The organism is Streptomyces sp. NPDC005752 (assembly GCF_040630715.1).
Classification (GTDB): domain Bacteria; phylum Actinomycetota; class Actinomycetes; order Streptomycetales; family Streptomycetaceae; genus Streptomyces.
On sequence record NZ_JBEXYB010000008.1, the window covers coordinates 193,751 to 210,978 of the forward strand.

At 70.6% G+C, this 17,228-nt stretch carries 13 protein-coding genes and 1 pseudogene; 9 read left to right on the plus strand and 5 right to left on the minus strand.

Annotated features, from left to right (window positions below):
• Positions 1 to 23 precede the first annotated feature (23 nt).
• Positions 24 to 833, plus strand: coding sequence for an ABC transporter permease subunit (locus tag ABZ441_RS09615; protein ID WP_358970229.1), 810 nt, complete (start codon positions 24 to 26; stop codon positions 831 to 833).
• Positions 830 to 2,377, plus strand: a complete 1,548-nt coding sequence (locus tag ABZ441_RS09620) for an ATP-binding cassette domain-containing protein (RefSeq protein WP_358970173.1) — start codon at positions 830 to 832, stop codon at positions 2,375 to 2,377. Before ABZ441_RS09615 ends, ABZ441_RS09620 begins: the two co-directional genes overlap by 4 nt.
• Before the next feature lie 479 nt (positions 2,378 to 2,856).
• Here the strand turns inward: ABZ441_RS09620 and ABZ441_RS09625 are convergent, their stop codons facing one another.
• Both ABZ441_RS09625 and ABZ441_RS09630 read right to left on the minus strand, forming a co-directional pair.
• Entirely contained in the window at positions 2,857 to 3,303 is a 447-nt protein-coding gene (locus ABZ441_RS09625) for a cytidine deaminase (protein WP_358970175.1), read from the minus strand.
• 189 nt (positions 3,304 to 3,492) lie between these two features.
• Complete coding sequence (locus ABZ441_RS09630; RefSeq protein WP_358970177.1) at positions 3,493 to 4,140, minus strand: HD domain-containing protein; 648 nt, start codon at positions 4,138 to 4,140, stop codon at positions 3,493 to 3,495.
• A 357-nt stretch (positions 4,141 to 4,497) separates the two neighbouring features.
• Between ABZ441_RS09630 and ABZ441_RS09635 the strand changes: the two genes are divergently transcribed.
• From ABZ441_RS09635 to ABZ441_RS09660, 6 genes are all read left to right on the plus strand, one after another.
• Positions 4,498 to 5,631, plus strand: coding sequence for a S1 family peptidase (locus tag ABZ441_RS09635; RefSeq protein ID WP_358970232.1), 1,134 nt, complete (start codon positions 4,498 to 4,500; stop codon positions 5,629 to 5,631).
• Between the two features lie 891 nt (positions 5,632 to 6,522).
• Positions 6,523 to 7,011: a hypothetical protein gene (locus tag ABZ441_RS09640; protein WP_358970178.1), complete on the plus strand. Its 489-nt coding sequence runs from the start codon at positions 6,523 to 6,525 to the stop codon at positions 7,009 to 7,011.
• A 926-nt stretch (positions 7,012 to 7,937) separates the two neighbouring features.
• Positions 7,938 to 8,771, plus strand: a complete 834-nt coding sequence (locus ABZ441_RS09645) for a hypothetical protein (RefSeq protein ID WP_358970180.1) — start codon at positions 7,938 to 7,940, stop codon at positions 8,769 to 8,771.
• Between the two features lie 234 nt (positions 8,772 to 9,005).
• Entirely contained in the window at positions 9,006 to 9,611 is a 606-nt protein-coding gene (locus ABZ441_RS09650) for a hypothetical protein (RefSeq protein ID WP_358970181.1), read from the plus strand.
• Between the two features lie 8 nt (positions 9,612 to 9,619).
• Complete coding sequence (locus tag ABZ441_RS09655) at positions 9,620 to 10,144, plus strand: DUF6262 family protein (RefSeq protein WP_358970183.1); 525 nt, start codon at positions 9,620 to 9,622, stop codon at positions 10,142 to 10,144.
• A 272-nt stretch (positions 10,145 to 10,416) separates the two neighbouring features.
• Positions 10,417 to 11,481 (plus strand): serine hydrolase domain-containing protein, encoded by a 1,065-nt coding sequence (locus tag ABZ441_RS09660; RefSeq protein WP_358970185.1) that lies wholly within the window; start codon positions 10,417 to 10,419, stop codon positions 11,479 to 11,481.
• Positions 11,482 to 11,758: 277 nt separating this feature from the next.
• Here ABZ441_RS09660 and ABZ441_RS09665 read toward each other — a convergent pair whose 3' ends face one another.
• Both ABZ441_RS09665 and ABZ441_RS09670 read right to left on the minus strand, forming a co-directional pair.
• Positions 11,759 to 13,774 carry a hypothetical protein gene (locus ABZ441_RS09665; RefSeq protein ID WP_358970187.1) on the minus strand — a complete coding sequence of 672 codons (2,016 nt, stop codon included), beginning with the start codon at positions 13,772 to 13,774 and terminating at the stop codon, positions 11,759 to 11,761.
• A gap of 232 nt (positions 13,775 to 14,006) precedes the next feature.
• Positions 14,007 to 14,384, minus strand: a complete 378-nt coding sequence (locus ABZ441_RS09670) for a hypothetical protein (RefSeq protein WP_358970189.1) — start codon at positions 14,382 to 14,384, stop codon at positions 14,007 to 14,009.
• A 427-nt stretch (positions 14,385 to 14,811) separates the two neighbouring features.
• Between ABZ441_RS09670 and ABZ441_RS09675 the strand changes: the two genes are divergently transcribed.
• Positions 14,812 to 16,137, plus strand: coding sequence for an ROK family transcriptional regulator (locus ABZ441_RS09675; RefSeq protein WP_358970191.1), 1,326 nt, complete (start codon positions 14,812 to 14,814; stop codon positions 16,135 to 16,137).
• A gap of 14 nt (positions 16,138 to 16,151) precedes the next feature.
• On the opposite strand, the pseudogene ABZ441_RS09680 reads toward ABZ441_RS09675, so the two are convergent.
• Positions 16,152 to 17,220, minus strand: a pseudogene (locus ABZ441_RS09680) (LacI family DNA-binding transcriptional regulator).
• Positions 17,221 to 17,228 lie beyond the last annotated feature (8 nt).

The following is a 17,228-nucleotide window of genomic DNA, read 5'->3' on the forward strand; positions in this document are numbered from 1 at the left end:
GATACGGCCCGAGCGGTCGCGGCGTGAAGCGGCTCCGCGGATACGGCCCGGGGCTGGCCGTTGCCGCGATCCCGCTCGGCCTCGCCCTGGCCGGGCCGTTGCTCGTGGGGGAACCTCCGGCCCGCGCCGCCTCCTTCACCCTGGGCGACGGTCACCTGCTCGGCACGGACTTCGTGGGCCGGGACGTCGTTCACCAGGTCCTGCTCGGCGGGCGGCCCGTGGTCCTCGTCGCGCTGGCTGCCACGCTGCTCGCGTACCTCGTCGCTCTGCCGCTGGGACTGATCAGTGCGCTCACCCACCGAAAGTGGCTGGAGGAAGTGCTGATGCGTCCACCGGACGTGCTTCTCGCCGTCCCCTCGCTTCTCATGATCCTGCTGGTCGCCGCCGTCTTCCCTCCCGGAGCAGCGGGCCTGGCCCTCCTGGTGGCCTTCGTCTCGATCCCGGACGCGGCGCGGATCGTGCGCGCGGCCGCGGCGGAGGCGGCCTCCCGACCAGCCGTGGAGGCGCTGCGGATGCAGGGGGAGAGCTGGTGGCGCCTCGCCGTGGGATACGTGGGCCGGTCCATCCTGCGCACCCTGGCAGCCGACGCCGGGATCCGGCTGACCGGGGTGCTCTACCTGGTGGCCACCGCGGCCTTCCTGGGCATCGGGGTCGCCCCGGACGCCGCCGACTGGGCCGTGATGGTGGACCGCAACCGCACCGGACTGCTCATCCAGCCCTGGGCGGTCGTCGTACCCGCCCTGCTCATCGTCGCGCTCACCATGGGCAGCAACCTGCTCGTCGACGCCGCGATGGAAAGCCGCGAACCGTCCCGCAAGGGCCGTCGCCGATGAAGGAGGACCCCGTGATCGTCACCGTCAACGGGCTGACCGTCGAGGTCGAGGGGCGGACGCTCGTCGACCGTGTGTCGCTCAGGATCCGGCCCGGCACCGTCACCGCCCTGGTCGGCGCGTCCGGCAGCGGCAAGACCACGACCGGCCTCGCCCTGCTCGGCGAATACCCCGCCGGCGCAAGGGTGACGGGCGAGGTGGCCGTGCACGGTGCCCGGATCGGCTACGTCCCCCAGCACCCCGCGGCGGTGCTCAACCCCGCCCGCCGCACCGGGGCGCTGCTGCTCGATCTGGCGCGGCAGCACGCGCGGGACCTGCCCCGCTCACGGCGCCGTGCCGCTGCACGGCAGCGTGTCACCGAGGCACTCGCCGATGCCCAACTCGACGCTGCGGAGGAGGTGCTGAGCCGCTACCCGCACCAGCTCTCCGGCGGCCAGCAGCAACGCGTCGTCCTGGCGCAGGCGCTGCTCCTCGGTGCCCGCGTCATCATCGCGGACGAACCCACCACCGGACAGGACGCCCTGACCAAACGTCGCATCGTCGACCAGCTGGCACAGGTGGCGGGCCGGGGCATCGCCGTGCTGCTGCTCAGCCACGACCTCGACGTCGTACGCGAACTGGCCGACGAGGTAGTGGTGTTGCGAGGCGGCCGTGTGGTGGAGCAGGGCCCGGGCCACCGAATCCTCGATGCCCCCGCGCACCCGTGGACCAAGGAGCTCCTCGCCGAACCGAGGGCCCTGCCGTACGCCGACCCCGAGCACGCCGGTGCGGAAATGCTCACGGTCAGCCGTCTCACCGCCCGGCACAGGACCGGCGGAACCCGTGTGCCGGTGCTGAGCGTGGACCGGCTCACCCTCCGAAGCGGCGAATGCCTCGCCGTCGTCGGACGCTCGGGCAGCGGCAAGACGACCCTCGCCCGCTGTCTCGCCGGCCTCCACCGCGACCACACCGGCCAGATCCTGCTGGACGGCAAGCCGCTGCCGCACAGTCTGCGGGACCGCAGCCGCGAGCAACTCGCCGCCGTACAGTACGTCTTCCAGGACGCGCGCGCCGCCTTCGACGAACACCGGCCGGTCCTGGACCAGGTGGCGCGCACGGCGGTACGCCTGCACGGGGCAGGAACCCAGGAGGCGACGGCGGAGGCCCGACGTGTGCTGACGGACCTGGGACTGGACGACAGCCTCGTCCGCAGGCTGCCGGGCCGGCTGTCCGGCGGCGAGCTCCAGCGCGCGGCCCTCGCCAGAGCGCTCCTCGCGCGACCGCGGGTGCTGGTCTGCGACGAGATCACCTCAGGGCTGGACCCGGTGACCCGGCGCTCCCTGCTGGACCAGCTCGCCACGTTGGTCCGCCGGAAGGACGGCCCCGGCGTCGTGCTCATCACCCACGACCTCGACACCGCCGCACCGGCCACCCGCGTCGCCGTGCTGGACGGCGGGGAGGTGGTCGAAGAGGGCCCCGCAGAACAGATCCTGACCGCGCCTCGGCACCCGTTCACGGTCTCTCTGCTCAGTGCGTCGCACAGGTGGGGAGCCGCCGTACGTCCCTGAAACGGAATCATGACCCTCCGTCCGGACGGACCGGAGCGAGGCTGTGAGGGAGTGCTCGAGGAGGCTGCCGGTGCAGCCTCCGTCAGCCCGAGCCAGGGCCGGCGGGTGGTGCGCGGCGGCCGGTGGGCGAGGAGGACCTGGGCGGATGGTGTCCGCCTCGATCGACTCGGACTACCGCTCCGGGTCCCAGGTCGCCGGCTGGTCGAAGACGCGCCCGTTGCCTACCCGGGCGATCGAGGAACTCGGTCGGTCGGTGCGCACGGCGTTCACGACCTGGCACGTCCTCCCCGGACTGCGTGCCCGAGCCGAGCGGAGCCACATCACACCCGGCGTCCGCCGCATCGCCGGCGAACAGATCAAGTGCGCGACCGCCCTGCTGCAATGGCTCGGCGAGCGGAGCACCGCCCTCGCGTCATGCGGCCAGGCCGACATCGACGCCTGGTCCACCGAGTACGCCCGCACCCGCCTGAGAGGCTCCCTCAACTGGGCCAGGCAGGGCCTTCACTGCCGATGTTCCGGGTGTCGAGCTGGTGGTCGGCCCAGACGTAGCTTTCGGGTAGCAGATCGGTGAGGGAGACGGTCCGGAGCCGTTCGCCTTCCCCGACGATGACCCGCAGGGCCGGAAAGTAGTCGAGAAGCACCTGGCGGCACCGTCCGCACGGGGGAGTGACCCCTCGGTCGCGATCGCCCACGGCGACTATCGTGTGCAGGTCGTAGGCGCCCTGGGCGGCTGCCGCGCCGAGGAGGACCAGCTCTGCGCAGGGGCCGCCGGTGAAGTGGTAGGCGTTCAACGCGGTGACGATCCGGCCGTCCTGGGCCCGGGCTGCGGCCGCCATGGTGTGGTTGTCGCCCCGGCAGCGAGTACGTGCGACGTGGGCCGCGGCCTCGACGAGTTCGTGGTCGACGTGATGGGTCTGCGGGGTCATCTTCTCTGCCTTTGTGAGGTGTCAGGCGACGTTGACCCGCGTGACGGCGGTGCGCAAGCGAATATCGGCCGTGCTTGTTCCGCCGGATCCGGGTCCGGCGGAACACCGCTGCCCTGTTTCCTTCAGATCGGCGTGGTCGATGCCGTCGAGGGCGAAGAGGCGGGGGCGGGTTCTGACGGCCGGCCGCCGTCACTCCGGCCACGGCGATTCGAGAACGGTGCGTACGAAGTCACCGCGTTCGAAGCCGGGAACGTAGTGCTGGAGAAGGTCGGCCTTGACGTTGCCGAAGGTCGTCTCCGGCTTCGGGCGGATGCCTTCGGTGAACGCGGCGAGGATCCGGCGCTTGAAGTCCGGCCGTGGATGGAGCGCGACGATCGCAGCGCGCTCGGTGTCGGAGACGTCCTCGTAGCCGATGCCGAGGACGTCGTACTCCACGCCGGCGGTCACGAGCGCCACCTCGGGCTCCATGAAGGCCGGGATGCCCGGTGTGGTGTGCAAGGCGATGGCCGTCCACACCCGCCGCACGCTGTCCTCGGGCACCCCACGGGCCTGCAGGAAGCGGCGCGCCTCGTCGGCGCTGTCCACCTCGAAGCGCCGGCCGCTGGAGCGGAAGCGTTGGCCGAGCCCGAGGTCGTGGAACATGGCACCGATGTACAGCAGTTCCGCGTCGAAGGAGAGATCCCGCCGGCGGCCCCGCAGGGCTCCGAAGAGGAAGACCCGGCGGGAATGGTGGTAGACGAGCTCGTCGGTCAGGTCGCGTACGAGCTCCGTCGCCTCCCTCGCGAGCGCCGTGTCGGGCACGTGTACGCCGGCCGCCGGGGGCGGATCGGTTGTCATGGCGTCACCGGGCTTTCTGCGCGACGGAAGGGGACGGGTGTCCCCAGGATCGGCGTCCGGAGGCGCGGCGCCGGGTCCGACAGGCCGTGGGTACCCCGAGTGATGCGCACACGGGGGAGGGGCGCGGATGTCACGACGGCTGCCGGTGGGCCGACGGGCGTCCACCGCTCGCATCCCGATTGCGGGGCACCGAAGGTGAACCCACGGCCCCGTCATTGGCATGGACCTGCCTGTCGAACTGGACTACAGTCCGTGGCGGCACCTCTGAGAGCGCTCTCAGACGGCTCTCGGATGCTTCCTGTTCCATCCCCACGATGCTGGAACAACAGAAGGGGCACTCCCTTGAGACATACGACGATGGTGCGGACCGGTCTCTCCGCACTGCTCATCATCGGCACCTGGGCGACCGCCGGCCTGACCCAGGCCGCCGCAGCCGACCCCCGGTCCTCCGCCGAACCCCAGGCCTCGGCCGGAATCATCACGGCCATGCAGCGTGACCTCGGGCTGACGAAAAGTCAGGCCGAGAAGCGGCTCACCGCGGAGAAGGCGGCGACCGCACTGCAGGGAAAGGCGCGGAGCGCAGCCGGGACGTCGTTCGGCGGCTCGTGGTTCGACGCCGACAGTGGCCGGCTGACGGTCGCCGTCACGGACAGTGCGAAGGCCGGTGCCGTACGGGCGGCCGGGGCCGAGGTCCGTGTGGTCGACCACACGGCGCGGGAGCTCGACGCGACCAAGGGCCGGCTGGACGCACTCTCCGCACCCAGCGGCGTCAGCAGCTGGCACGTCGACCCCCGGGCGAACGAAGTCGTCGTGAACGTCGTCGCCTCCGAGCGGGGTGACAACGATGTCCGCGTGTTCGTCGCGAAAGCGCGCGAGGCCGGCCCCGTCACGGTGAAGCAGACCGCCGAGGCGCCGCAGACCTTCGCCGCGGGTACGGTCGGCGGCGACCCGTACTACACCGGCAACGTCCGCTGCTCCATAGGCTTCTCCGTGCACGGCGGCTTCGTCACGGCGGGCCACTGCGGCCAGGCGGGCGGAGCGGTCAGGGGCTGGGACGGCTCGGCCATCGGCTCCTTCCAGGGCTCGTCCTTTCCCGAGAACGACTACGCCTGGGTGAACGTGGGCAGCGGCTGGTGGACCGTCCCCGTGGTCCTCGGCTGGGGCACCGTCTCCGACCAGTTGGTCCGCGGCTCCAACGAGGCCCCGATCGGCGCCTCGATCTGCCGCTCCGGTTCCACGACACACTGGCACTGCGGCAACGTCCTTGCCAAGAACGAGACGGTGAACTACAGCCAGGGCGCCGTCCGTCAGATGACCAAGACCAGCGTCTGCGCCGAACCGGGCGACTCCGGCGGCTCGTTCATCAGCGGCGACCAGGCCCAAGGTGTCACATCGGGTGGCTGGGGCAACTGCAGCGGCGGCGGTGAGACCTGGCACCAGCCGATCAACGAGATCCTCAACCGCTACGGTCTGACCCTCCACACGGCCTGACGGCTGATTCCGCCGAGACCCGCTGGAATCGGCGGGAACACCGGTCTGCTGCGGCAGGGTGGCCCCCTGCCGCAGCAGATCCCAGCCCCCGCTGCGCAGACAGCGCGACCCGCGTGGAACAGGGAGGATGATCAAAGCGACCTCCGTGTGCCCGTACGCTCGCCGGTGTGTTCCACGACGCTGGACTCGGGCGCCCGGGCTTTGGGCCGACGGCACCACGGGCCATGGGTGTACGCGGAGACGCCAGGCACCCCGGGGCCCCCGCCCCGGGGGCGTGCGGGTGGGCATCCCGCGGAGCTTCTGCCACCTGCGCACAATCGTTCGGAACACGGTTCCGCCCGGGATGCGCTCACAGCCTTTGCGTGATCAACCGCCAGTTCCGGGGGGAACCATGGGGATCTCTGTACGCCGCTCATCGGCGCGGAGGACGCTGAGTGTCCTCTGCGCAGCCGTGCTGGTGGGTGGGGGTGCCGGGGCCTGTGGGGAGGAGGGCGGAAGTGGTGGCTCCGCCGCGTCCGGAGAGAAGACGACGGCGGGTTCTCGGCCACCTGCCGAAGCCGTGGTGGCTGCTGCACAACGCGCTCAGGACACCACCTCCCTTCGTTACCGGATCGCTGGCAGCGTTCCGGACGGGGGGCGGCTGACGGTCGCGGCATCCATGCGCACCGCGCCGTTGGCCATGCGCATGCATCTGACCATCGCGGACCGGCTCGCAGGCAGTCCGACGGAGATTCGGTTCGTCGGCAAGTCGCTGTATATGAGCGGTCATGCACTCGACATCGATGCGCTGGGCGCCGGAGTGGGGGAAGCCGCGGAACTGGACGGCAAGAGCTGGCTCCGGGCCGAGCCGTCTCCTGGGGTCGTGGAACGGCGGATAACAACACCCACGGTGTGCTGCCACGCCAGATCGAGGGCAACCCCGTCGTTCAGTCCACCATCCTGTCCGGCTCGAAGGACGTGAAAGAGGTCGGCGCCGAGGCGATCGGCGGCACCCGGACCACGCACTACAGGGGAACGGTCCCCTTCGACGGTCTGCGAGAGGCCCAGGCGGACGCCACCGACAAAGCGTCCAGGGACCGTCGGACCGACAGCCTCGACAGTTTCATGGCGCTGCAGGTCGACGAGACACTCACCATGGACCTCTGGATCGACGAGGACGGCAGTGCGAGGCAGTTCCGCATGCGCTGCGAGACCCTCAAGGCGCGCTACAACTCCGAGGGGCTGCTGCCCGAGCGAGTCTTTGGTGACCCCCTCGACATGACTGTCACCTTCCTCGAGATCAATCAGCCGGTCACCGTCAAGGCCCCGCCGGACCTCGTAACCGCTGACCTGGGCGCGCTGGTCGACGCGCACGTGGAGGGCGAGGGGCGCCTTGAGTGACGGACGTGCTCCCCGTCATCGCGGCCGACCCGCATAGGCGTAGCCCGACCTTCGTGTGCTTCCGCCGGGTGGCGCCGGCCTTGTCTTCAGCGGCTTTCCAGTGGAGACAGGACGATCCTGTGCCCGCCGCCACGGCGTCGGGGACAGCCGGCTCGAATGTGACGCGCGGTGGTGTCTGTCCTGCGCGCTACGGCGTTCGCCGCCACCGCCGTGGGCAGGTCGAATGCACGGCGCCGGGGAAGGCGAGGCCGGTGGGAGTCGCGCCGAACCGGACGTCAGCACCGCCGACTGTCTCGTGATCACCGCCGGCCCACCACCGAACAGGGGGCAGCCGAACACCGTCCGCTGCGCCGACTGCCGACCCGGCTCCGGTGCGTCGAGTGTCAACTCCTCCCGGAATGAGTACCGTTCACCAACTCTTGACATGCTTTCAGCGGCGACGCAACACTGGCAGCGTTGGAGAGAGCGCTCTCCCAACATTCCTACGCAGCCGAGGTCAGCCGCCGGAACAGCACCTGACAGTGGGGTAGGGCCACCGACGAAATGCGCTGACCTGCTGTGATGACTCCATTCACGTGTGTGGGATCCCGAGCTCTGTGGGTGCAGTTCCCGGCCGCGGGCCATCTACCGGCGACGGACCGGCGGCAGGGCTCTCCCGGGTGGCGCCCGTGGCGGAGCTCTTCGTGGGGCGGCCACGAGGGCCGTTGTCAGAGACGCTTGGCAAGGTTGCGGCCATGAATGCCACTCCTGTCACTCCGCCACGGCCGATCGACGTTGTCGCGGTCTTTCCCCAACTTGCCCCGCTGGCCCGCACGGCGACCCGCCTGCACCCCCGCTCTGGGGCGCCGACGTGGCACGACAGCTCGATCGGTGGGCCGCTGCTGTGGCCCGCTGAGGAACCATGGCCGCACTGCGAGGAACCGCATGTGGTTGACGGCATCAACCCAGCCCGGTCCCCGGCGGATCTGCGGCTGCAACGACGGATCTTCGCCGCCTCGCACGGCCGGGACCTGACTCCGGAGGAACGGGAGACTCTCGAGCGGATCCGGCCCCCTCAGACCTATCCGGTGAGGCTGGCGGTCCAGTCGTACGACGGCCCCATAGCGATGCTGCCCGTCGCGCAGCTATACGTACGGGATGTGCCCGATCTGAGCCCGCCGGAGGATAAGGACCTGCTACAGGTTCTGTGGTGCCCCTTCGATCATCCGATCATGCCCAGGACCCTGCTCTTCTGGCGTTCCGCAGCCGCCGTCACCGACATCCTCGACGCGCCCCCCGAGCCGCCCGCAGTGCAGTTCGACGGCTATCTACCGGAACCGTGCGTGCTCGAACCGGAGCAGATCACCGAGTACCCCGACCATCTGGACCTGAGCGACGAACTGCAGGAGCAGCTCAAGCAGTGGAGTGTGCCGCAGACAGCAGATGAAGACATGGACCCGGACACGTATTACGACTGTGTGCTGTCCAACGCACCCGGCTGGAAGGTTGGCGGCTGGCCCGCTTGGAACTCCACCGACCCCAGCCCGCAGCCCTGCTCCGAGTGCGGCACCGGCATGGAGGTCCTGATGACCGTCGCCACGTTTGAGGAAGGGGACGACGCCGGGAACAGCTGGTCTCCATACCCCCACCCAGGTGCTGGACCGTACCCCGGCCACCGCGGCTACAACGCGACCGGGGTCCAGATAGGCAGCGGCTACCGGCAGCATCTGTTCGTCTGCCCGGCGAAGCCCGAGCATCCGCACATCGAGTTGATGACGTAGCCCGTCCGCAGTGTGCAGCCGCGGCGTCACGGTGCGGGCATGCCGTGACGCCGGGTGTCCGCGAGGCTCAGGGTCCGGACAACCGACGGATTTTGTTGACCTGCAGGAACGTGAGCTCCGACGCGTGGAGTTCCCGCGCAGGTGAGCCCGCATTCCCTTCCACGAGGGTCGGTAGACGAACGTAGGCACATCCTGCCGGTGCCCGACCGGCCCTTGCCTGCGTTTCGTCACTCGGTGAGGCCCATATCGTCGGTACCTCGAGTATTCCGGGAGTTCCCATACCCGAGCCCACCATTACGGGTCGGCCAGGAGCGACGACGCGAGGCGGTCGACCGGGTCACCGCCCTGCAGTTCGACCGGCACGGCAACCGCGTCTGGCGCAAGGTCCAGGGACTGCCCGACTCCGAGCACGTGCGGCGAGCTATCGGAGAGGTCGCCACGGCCTATGGCGACCGACTGGAGCCCCACAACGTCGCGGGCCGGGGGCAGAGTTGCCCGATCCGGTTCCGCTGCGTCGGCTGCAACCACTTCCGCACCGACGTCTCCTACCTTCCAGACCTGGAACGATACATGTCTGACCTGCTGCAAAGCCGCGAGCGGCTGATGTCGGAAGCCGACGACCGGGCCCGCAGCGAAGCCGTGCCCTCCGAGGAAGAGATACGCCGGGTCCGCCGCCTCATCAACCGGGTCAAGGCGGATCTGGACGGCTTGTCCGTCGAGGAACGCTCCCAGATAGAAGAAGCCGTCGCTGTGGTCCGCCGCGGCCGCAGGGTGATGCTGGGCATACCAGGCGTGGGCATGCCTCGCGTCGGCCAGCCATTTCCCGACGTCCGGCCCTGAAGACTGCCGTGATCCTCACCATGCGTGACGGCCGCCGGGCCGACACCGAGCGTCGCCGCCAGCGAGTGGCGACCGCGATCAAGAGCGCCGCCAAGAACGGCACCCCGCTCAGTGTCTCGGCCATCGCCCGGCAAGCCGGAGTAGACCGCACGTTCCTCTACCGTCACCGCGACCTCCTGGAACTCGTCCATGCCGCTGAGCTCGAACCGGCAGCTCAGGACCCCGAGGGCGGTTCACCGGTGAGCCGGTCCTCGCTCCAGGCGGACCTCGCCAACCCCCAGGCCCGCAACACCCGCCTTGCCACCCGCGTCCAGCAGTTGGAGAAACGGCTGTCGCAGGCGCTGGGAGCCCAAGCATGGCGAGAGTCAGGGCTCGGAGCCCCGACGGACATCGACGAACTGCAACGAAAGATCACCCGGCTGGAACAGCGCCACGTCGAGCTGACCGCCGTGTCGGAGGAGGCTCAGTCCGACATCGCCGCCGCGCGTGAGTCCAACCGGGACCTGACCAGAGCTTTGAACCAACGCGGCTGAGTCAGAAGCTAGGTCCTCTTTCCACTGTTCCGGGGCATTATCAGGTGCTGAGGCCAGTGGATGTGGCAGGTGCCTGGCACGCTTGTCCATCCGGCTGGCACCCGTCCGAGAAGGGCGTATCCCGGATGGCTGGTGGCCCTTGCGGTTCCTAGCCTCGGGTCATGATCTCTCGTCGTTTACGGTTATCAGCTGTAGTGCTGGCGCTGGCTGTGTCGTTTCTGCCGTCCGCTGCGGCGTCGGCCGCACCGCACCCCTCGGGCACGGGTTGGTCCGTGCAGCGTGACGCTGACGCGCTGCACGCTGCCGGGGTTACCGGCGTAGCAGTCCGCCTGGAAACCCCGCGCGGGACAGTCACAGCCCGCTCCGGGGTGGGGGACCTGGTCACTCGCCGCCCGGTCTCGACGGACGGCTACCTACGTCTGGGCAGTACCACCAAGACGTTCGTCGCCACCGCCATGCTGCAACTGGTAGGCGAGAAGCGGATTTCCCTTGACCAGACGGTGGAGCAACTGCTGCCCGGGGTGGTGTCCGGAGCCGGAAACGACGGCAGGACTATCTCCGTCCGCGACCTGCTGCAGCACACCAGCGGCCTGTCCGACTACATCTACGACGTCTTCCCCAACCCCAGTGCACAGACCTACTTCGCCAACCGGTGGCGTGCCTACCAGCCCGAAGAGCTGGTCGCCCTGGCCATGCGCCATGAGCCTGCCTTCCCAGCAGGCACCCGCTGGGCGTACTCCAACACGAACTACGTACTCGCCGGAATGATCATCCAGAAGATCACCGGCCGCACCTGGGAACAGCAGGTCCACGACCGCATCCTGCGCCCCCTCGGCCTGCGGGACACCGACACCCCGGGCACCTGGCCCTTCCTCCCGCAACCGCGCACGGCCAACTATCAGCAGTTCACCGTGGACGGCCCGATGGTCGACACCACGACCCCCTACCGTCCCTTCGACAGCGGGGCCGACGGCTCGATGACCGGCACAGGCCGCGACCTCAACCGCTTCTTCACCGCCCTGGTCAACGGGCAGCTGCTGAAGCCCACCGAGCTCGCTGCCATGCGGACCACCGTCCCGGTGCCGCAGGCCAGCGGCCACCCGGCAGGCACCCAGGACGGCCTGGGCCTGTTCTTCACACCCCTGTCCTGCGGCGGCGGTTACCTGGGGCACGGAGGAAGCGGCTTCGGATATGTCATCCGGACAGCGACAACCACGGACGGCCGGCGCACCATCACAGTCTCCGCGCACAGCCGCACCGCGGACCCGCGGACCGCCGCCCGTCAGGAAGACGCACTGCGCAACCTCATCGACCACGCTCTGTGCCGCACCACTTGACCATGCACTCGGCGCCACGGTCAGGCCCTTCGCGCCGCGTGGGTGACCGCGGCTTACTCTTCGGGAGTTCCGGCAGCCGCTTCAATCACAAGTAGCGCCACAGGTGTTGCACGCGATGGGGTCATCTGCACCGTCCGCCGAGTTGCACAAAGTGTCTCCACTCGCCTCGCGCCACACGGTTACCCTCAGAGAATGCGGCCGTGGCCCACCACGGACTCGTGTGTGCGGCAGGACACCGGCGGTCATGCGCAGGGGCGGGCCCGTCGGTGAAGCCCCGTCACGGGGACGCGGACAGGGTGCCGCCGTCGTGCAGCCTCGCATTCACGTGGTACGCGGCGTTCCGCGGTGCGCGCACCGCCAGCGTCGGGCCTTCGGACACACCGCGCGCGGAACCTGTGACCTCGATCCGGTGAACAGCGCGGCTGCCGGCGGCGAGTACGTACCAGGCCCCGGTGGGGGACTTCCAGTGGGTGCCTGCGACGACGTGCTGGCCGAACCGGCTGCACAGAGCCGTGTTCCGGCGGTCGGACACCACTTCGCCCCGTGCCGAAAGAGACGCGGAGGGAGACGCGGAGGGCGGGACGAACTGCACCAGTACGCGGCCCGGCCCGCGCCAGGTGTCCGCCCGCGTGCAGACCCAGTCCGCCGTGGACCGGGTGCCGGGCAACCGCTGCTGTGCGAACTGCCAGTTGTTGACCGCCCGTACCCCTGAATCCCTGAGATCCCGTAGTGAACACGCTGTACGGGCCCAGCTGAGCAGGCCATCGGTGCCCGTGGCCTCGCGCGGCTGCCTTGCCGGGGCGCCGGATCCGGGCCTGGGAGTGTGGGTGAGGTGCGCCGGTGCGAGGTCGCCGAGATCCGCGACGAGGAACGCGTGCTTCTCCACGATCTTCTCCGACGACCGAAGTTGCACCGCGGGCCAGGAGTCGCATGCTCCGCCCCCTTCCGGGCGGGGCACCGCCGCGGTGACTCCGTCGCCGCCCACGTCCAGCGCCCGCGCCGGTGCGTCGGGCGCGAGAAGGTCCCGCGTCGCGGACTCCGCCACCCAGGGCGCCAGCAGATACCGCACCGACGTGCCGGTGCGGCTGACGGCGAGTGCCGCTGCCGTGGTGACGTCCGCGTCATCGACCCGCGCGAAGTCCAGGTCGGGGGCTCCCTCTCCGGACAGCGGTTCGGCGTACCGGACGACGCGCACCCCGCCGTCGTGGAACAGCACCACGGCCTCGTCACCCACCTCGCCCGCGAACAGCAGCTGAGGGGGCTGGGCGGGGGGCACGACAGCCGTGCCGGGGGTGGTGGTCACGGCGACGTCTGCCGTGGGACCGGCCCAGTTGCCGAGAGCCCGCTCCAGAAGCCCGGTGTCGTCGGTGCGGTCCCCACGTGGCGGCCAGGCGCTGAAGTCCACGCGTGAGGTGTCGGCCCACTGAGCGGGCGGTGTCCGTACCAGACCCGCGGGGTCAAGGGCGCCGCCAGGCAGCGTTCTCCGCAGGGGCGAGACCTGCGGCCGGGCCCCCTCGGCTCCACCGTCCGCGGAGAGCGCCAGCCCGCCGGCCACCACGAGAAGCACCAGACAGGCCGCGCCGGCTCGTCCCCGGTGCCGGCGGCGCAGCAGGTCACCGGGGCGTGTCTGCACCGTGCAGGGATCGAACTCGCCCGACCGCAGCATGCGCCGGACCCGCTCGTGGTCGCTTCCGGCGACGAGCGCGGCGGCCCGCACGGCATCGGCCGGGTCGTCCACGCCCGCTTCGGCGAGCAGCAGCCGGGTACCGTCGGCGGGCAGCGACTCCAGCAGCCGCAGACCCAGCGCCGCACGGACGGGGGCCGGAACATCCGCCAGGGCGCGGTCCAGGGCGAACTCGTCCATCCCGCCGGCCCGGGGAAACAGCCTCAGCCCCCGCACCACCGGCACCGAGGGACGCAGCGCCGCCGGTGCGGGCACCCGCCCCGGCCACCAGCGCGGCCTCCGCCCGTACGCCAGCGCGGACCGTACGACCCGCAGGCGGACCCCGGCGTACGCGGGTGCCTGCGTGGCGGCGGCCACGGGACCGCCGGACCGGGGAGCGGGGACGCCCTCCGCGGGTCGAGGTGCGGAGGGCGGCTTGCCGTACAGGGAACGTTGCACCACGGCGTGAGCGGCGAGCACCCTGCGATGACGGCCGAGGCCCGGTGGCAGCGTGAGGTAGGCCAGACGCACGAGACGCGGGTAGTGCTCGACGAGCGCGGCCTCGGCCTCCTTCACACCGATGCGGGTATCGGGACCGGGGTGGCGAAGCGGCGAGGGATGGAGCGGCATGGTGATGTGTGCCTTCCGAGCCGTGGGAAGAGAACCGTCACCTCGGCAAACGAGCCAATCGTGTGACGGTCACATCGGCCCCGTCCTCGACGCGCACCGCCCTCGGCCTACCGGGCCCTGAGGCTTCGGGCCCGTCGGGACCCCGGCACCCACCGCGCCGGGCGTGGCCCACTCCGAGAGGCAGGACGGCCGCCTGCGCCGGGAATCCGGCCTCGCCTGTTCCGCGGCACCTTCAGAGGGGCCCTTCCGTACCCTCGTCGCCCGAGCTCAGCTCCTCGGCACGCAGCGCCAGGTCCTGAAGCACATCGGCGGAAGTCACGTCCTCCTGGCCGGAGTCGTGGATCTGTGCGAGCGCGATGAAGGCCAGTGTGAACGCTCCGACCAGTTGTTCGACGGCGCCGCCGACCTCGCGCCCCACCAGGGCGGCCATCTCCTCGACGGTGGCGTCGGCCGAAATGGCGATGTGCGGCATCGTCTCGTTGAGAAGGGTCGTCACCATGTTCCCGCCGGCGTCCAGGTCGCCGCCCGCGTCCTCCTCGGCATGGCGCTGCATCTCGCCCGCCTCCGTGAGGATGCCGATCACTCGCTTGAGGACTTCACTCTGCTCCATACGGCGAGCATAGGCGCCGGAACTCCCACGCCATGATCGTCCACCGGGCCGTCGCAGTCCCGTACCGGTCACCTGACGGCTCCTGTGGTGAGCGCGGCGACGAGGTGCGCCGCAACGGCGGGATTCTTGTGACGACGGCCCTGCCGACGACGAGCGAGGCGGCCATGAACTGGCTCCGGCAGACGTTCGCCGCCCCTGTCACGCCACGATCGGCGAGTTCACGAAGTGCTCGGAGAGCGGGACGATGTCCCGGATGTCGACGTACTGCTGCACGGTCCAGGGGCAGGACGATGTGCCGGGTCCGGAGGAGAACCGGGAGCCCTGGGAGCTGGAATCCCTGCCCTAATTCAAGACATAATTTAAGATGTGAAGAAAGTCACGGTCAAGAGCCGTGGCCGGGGTATGTTGCCGGGGCGAAGGGAGCAACATGGCTGAGCGCAGCAGACGGACCGTGCGTGACCTGCGAAGGGGCAATCGGGCGCGGGTCCTGCAACGGTTGTACTTCGACGGTCCGCTGAGCCGTCAGGAGCTGGGGCCCGCGACCGGGCTGAGCTCCGGGTCCATCAGCAATGTGGTCACCGAGCTGGCCTCGGAAGGACTCCTGGAGGAGGCTGGCATCGTCGACTCCGACGGCGGGCGCCCCCGCACCCTGCTGCGGGTCGCCCCCGGCGGTGGGCTGTTCGTGGGCATTGACATCGGCGAGACCCGGGTGCGCGTCGAACTCTTCGACCTCGCGTTGACCGAACTCGCCCGCACCGACCGCCTGCTCGCGCAGCACGGTTACGACGTCGAGCGGATCGTCGGCCACGTCCGCTCGGGTCTGGCCGACGTCCTGCGTGACTCGGGGGCCGACCTCCGCATGCTGCTCGGCATCGGGATCGGGGTGCCCGGCATCATCGAGCGCGAGGCCCCGACGGCCGCGGGCGGCCCGTGCACGATCGTGCACGGGCCGACCATCGGATGGCGCGCCGTCCCCTTCGAGCGGCTGCTCCGCGAAGTCGTGGACGTGCCGCCCGAAGTGCCGTTCTTCGTCGACAACGGCGCGAGGACGCTGGGGCAGGCCGAGATGTGGTTCGGCGGCGGCAGGGGTGCCGGAGCGGCCGCCGTGGCGCTGATCGGCTCGGGAGTGGGCGCGAGCGTGAACCGGGGAGACATCCTCGACGAGGACGTCTCGAACGCGGCCCTGGAATGGGGCCACACCACGGTGCAGCTACGCGGCCGACGGTGCCGTTGCGGTTCCAGGGGCTGCCTGGAGGCGTACGCGGGCGCGGAGGCCATGCGGGAGCGCTGGCAGGAGGCCGGGGGTCCGCTGTCCCCGGAGACCGACGACGAGACCGCCCTCGCCGCGCTGCTCGCAGCCGCCTACCCGCCACGGGGTGGCGCCGCCCCGGACCCGGTCGCGGTCTCGATCCTGGACGAGACGGCCGAATGCCTGGGCGCGGCCCTGGCCGACCTGGTGAACCTCTTCCTGCCCGAACGCATCCTGCTCGGTGGCTGGGCCGGCCTGCTCATCGGCCCGCACCTGCTCCCCGAGATCCGCCGGTACGCCCGGGCGTACGCGCTGGAACACGCGGCCGCCCGCACCACGATCGACCTGGGACACCTGGGCCCGGACGCGGTCACCGTCGGCGCCGCGACCCTGCCCCTCTCCGACTTCCTGGCCCGCGGCGGCACCCGCCCGGCGCCGCCGTCCCTGCCGGGCGCGGCCCCGGACCGGGCGGCACCGGCCCGCGGCCGGGCCACGGGGGGCTGAGCGGCCGGCGGGCCCTACGCCGAGTCCCGCACCACCAGCACCGGTTCGAAGATCACCGAAGTAGCCGGTCCGCCCGGTGCGGCTAGCCGGTCGAGCAGCAGTCCGGCCATCTCCGCCGCCATGTCCTCCACCGGCTGCCGCACCGTCGTGAGCGGCGGCCGGCATGCCGAAGCGGCGCTGCTGTCGTCGAAGCCGATCACGGCCACGTCCTCGGGTACGCGCCTCCCGTGTTCCCTCAGTACATGGCACGCGCCTGTCGCCATCAGGTCGTTCCCGGCGAACACTCCGTCCAGGTCGGGGTGTTCGGCCAGCAGCCGCTCCATGGCGGCCTCGCCGCTCTCCTGGGTGAACTGACCCTCGGCCACCGGGACATCAAGACGGCCATGCCGCTCCAGCCTGTTCCGGAAGCCCGCGAGCCTCTCCTGCCCCGCCGGTATGTTCAACGGCCCGCTGATCGTGGCGATCCTGCGGCAGCCGCGTGCCAGCAGGTGGTCGGCGGCCAACGCGGCGCCGTCCCGATGAGCCAGGTCCACGTAACTGATCCGCACCGGTCCGGCCGGGCGGGCGTACAGCACGGCCGGCAGTCCGGCTTCCGTGATCAGGCCCGGCAGCGGGTCCAGTGCGTGGGTCGACACGATCAGCGCCCCGTCGGCACTGCCCTGTCGCAGATACGCCAGCACCTCGTCGCGGGCCCGCGAGGTCTCTGCGAACATCAGCACCGGGTGCATCCCCCGCGGACGCAGATGGTCGACGACCCCTGTCACCACCTGGCTGAAGAACGGGTCGGCGAAGACCTGAGCGGTGAAGGACCCCGCATGAGCGGGTCCTTGTCCGTCCGGCTCCACCCCGGCGCCCGACACCACCAGCGCGACGGCGTCCGTACGCCGGGTGACCAGGGAGCGTGCCGCGCGGTTGGGGGTGTACCCCGTGACCGCGACCGCCCGTAGCACGGTCTCCCGGATCGCGGGGTCGACGTTGCGCACCCGGTTCACGACCCTTGAGACCGTCGCGCGCGACACCGGCGGCCCGCGCCACGTCCTCCAGGGTGGGAGCCGCACCGGGCGGTCGCAGAGCATCCGTCATGAGCGCAT

Bases quoted from the DNA above. Each gene is read 5' to 3' on its own strand.
- ABZ441_RS09665 (WP_358970187.1), bottom strand. From the start codon at position 13,774: ATGCCGCTCCATCCCTCGCCGCTTCGCCACCCCGGTCCCGATACCCGC.
- ABZ441_RS09620 (WP_358970173.1), top strand. From the start codon at position 830: ATGAAGGAGGACCCCGTGATCGTCACCGTCAACGGGCTGACCGTCGAG.
- ABZ441_RS09625 (WP_358970175.1), bottom strand. From the start codon at position 3,303: ATGACCCCGCAGACCCATCACGTCGACCACGAACTCGTCGAGGCCGCG.
- ABZ441_RS09675 (WP_358970191.1), top strand. From the start codon at position 14,812: ATGGCTGAGCGCAGCAGACGGACCGTGCGTGACCTGCGAAGGGGCAAT.
- ABZ441_RS09635 (WP_358970232.1), top strand. From the start codon at position 4,498: ATGGTGCGGACCGGTCTCTCCGCACTGCTCATCATCGGCACCTGGGCG.
- ABZ441_RS09630 (WP_358970177.1), bottom strand. From the start codon at position 4,140: ATGACAACCGATCCGCCCCCGGCGGCCGGCGTACACGTGCCCGACACG.
- ABZ441_RS09670 (WP_358970189.1), bottom strand. From the start codon at position 14,384: ATGGAGCAGAGTGAAGTCCTCAAGCGAGTGATCGGCATCCTCACGGAG.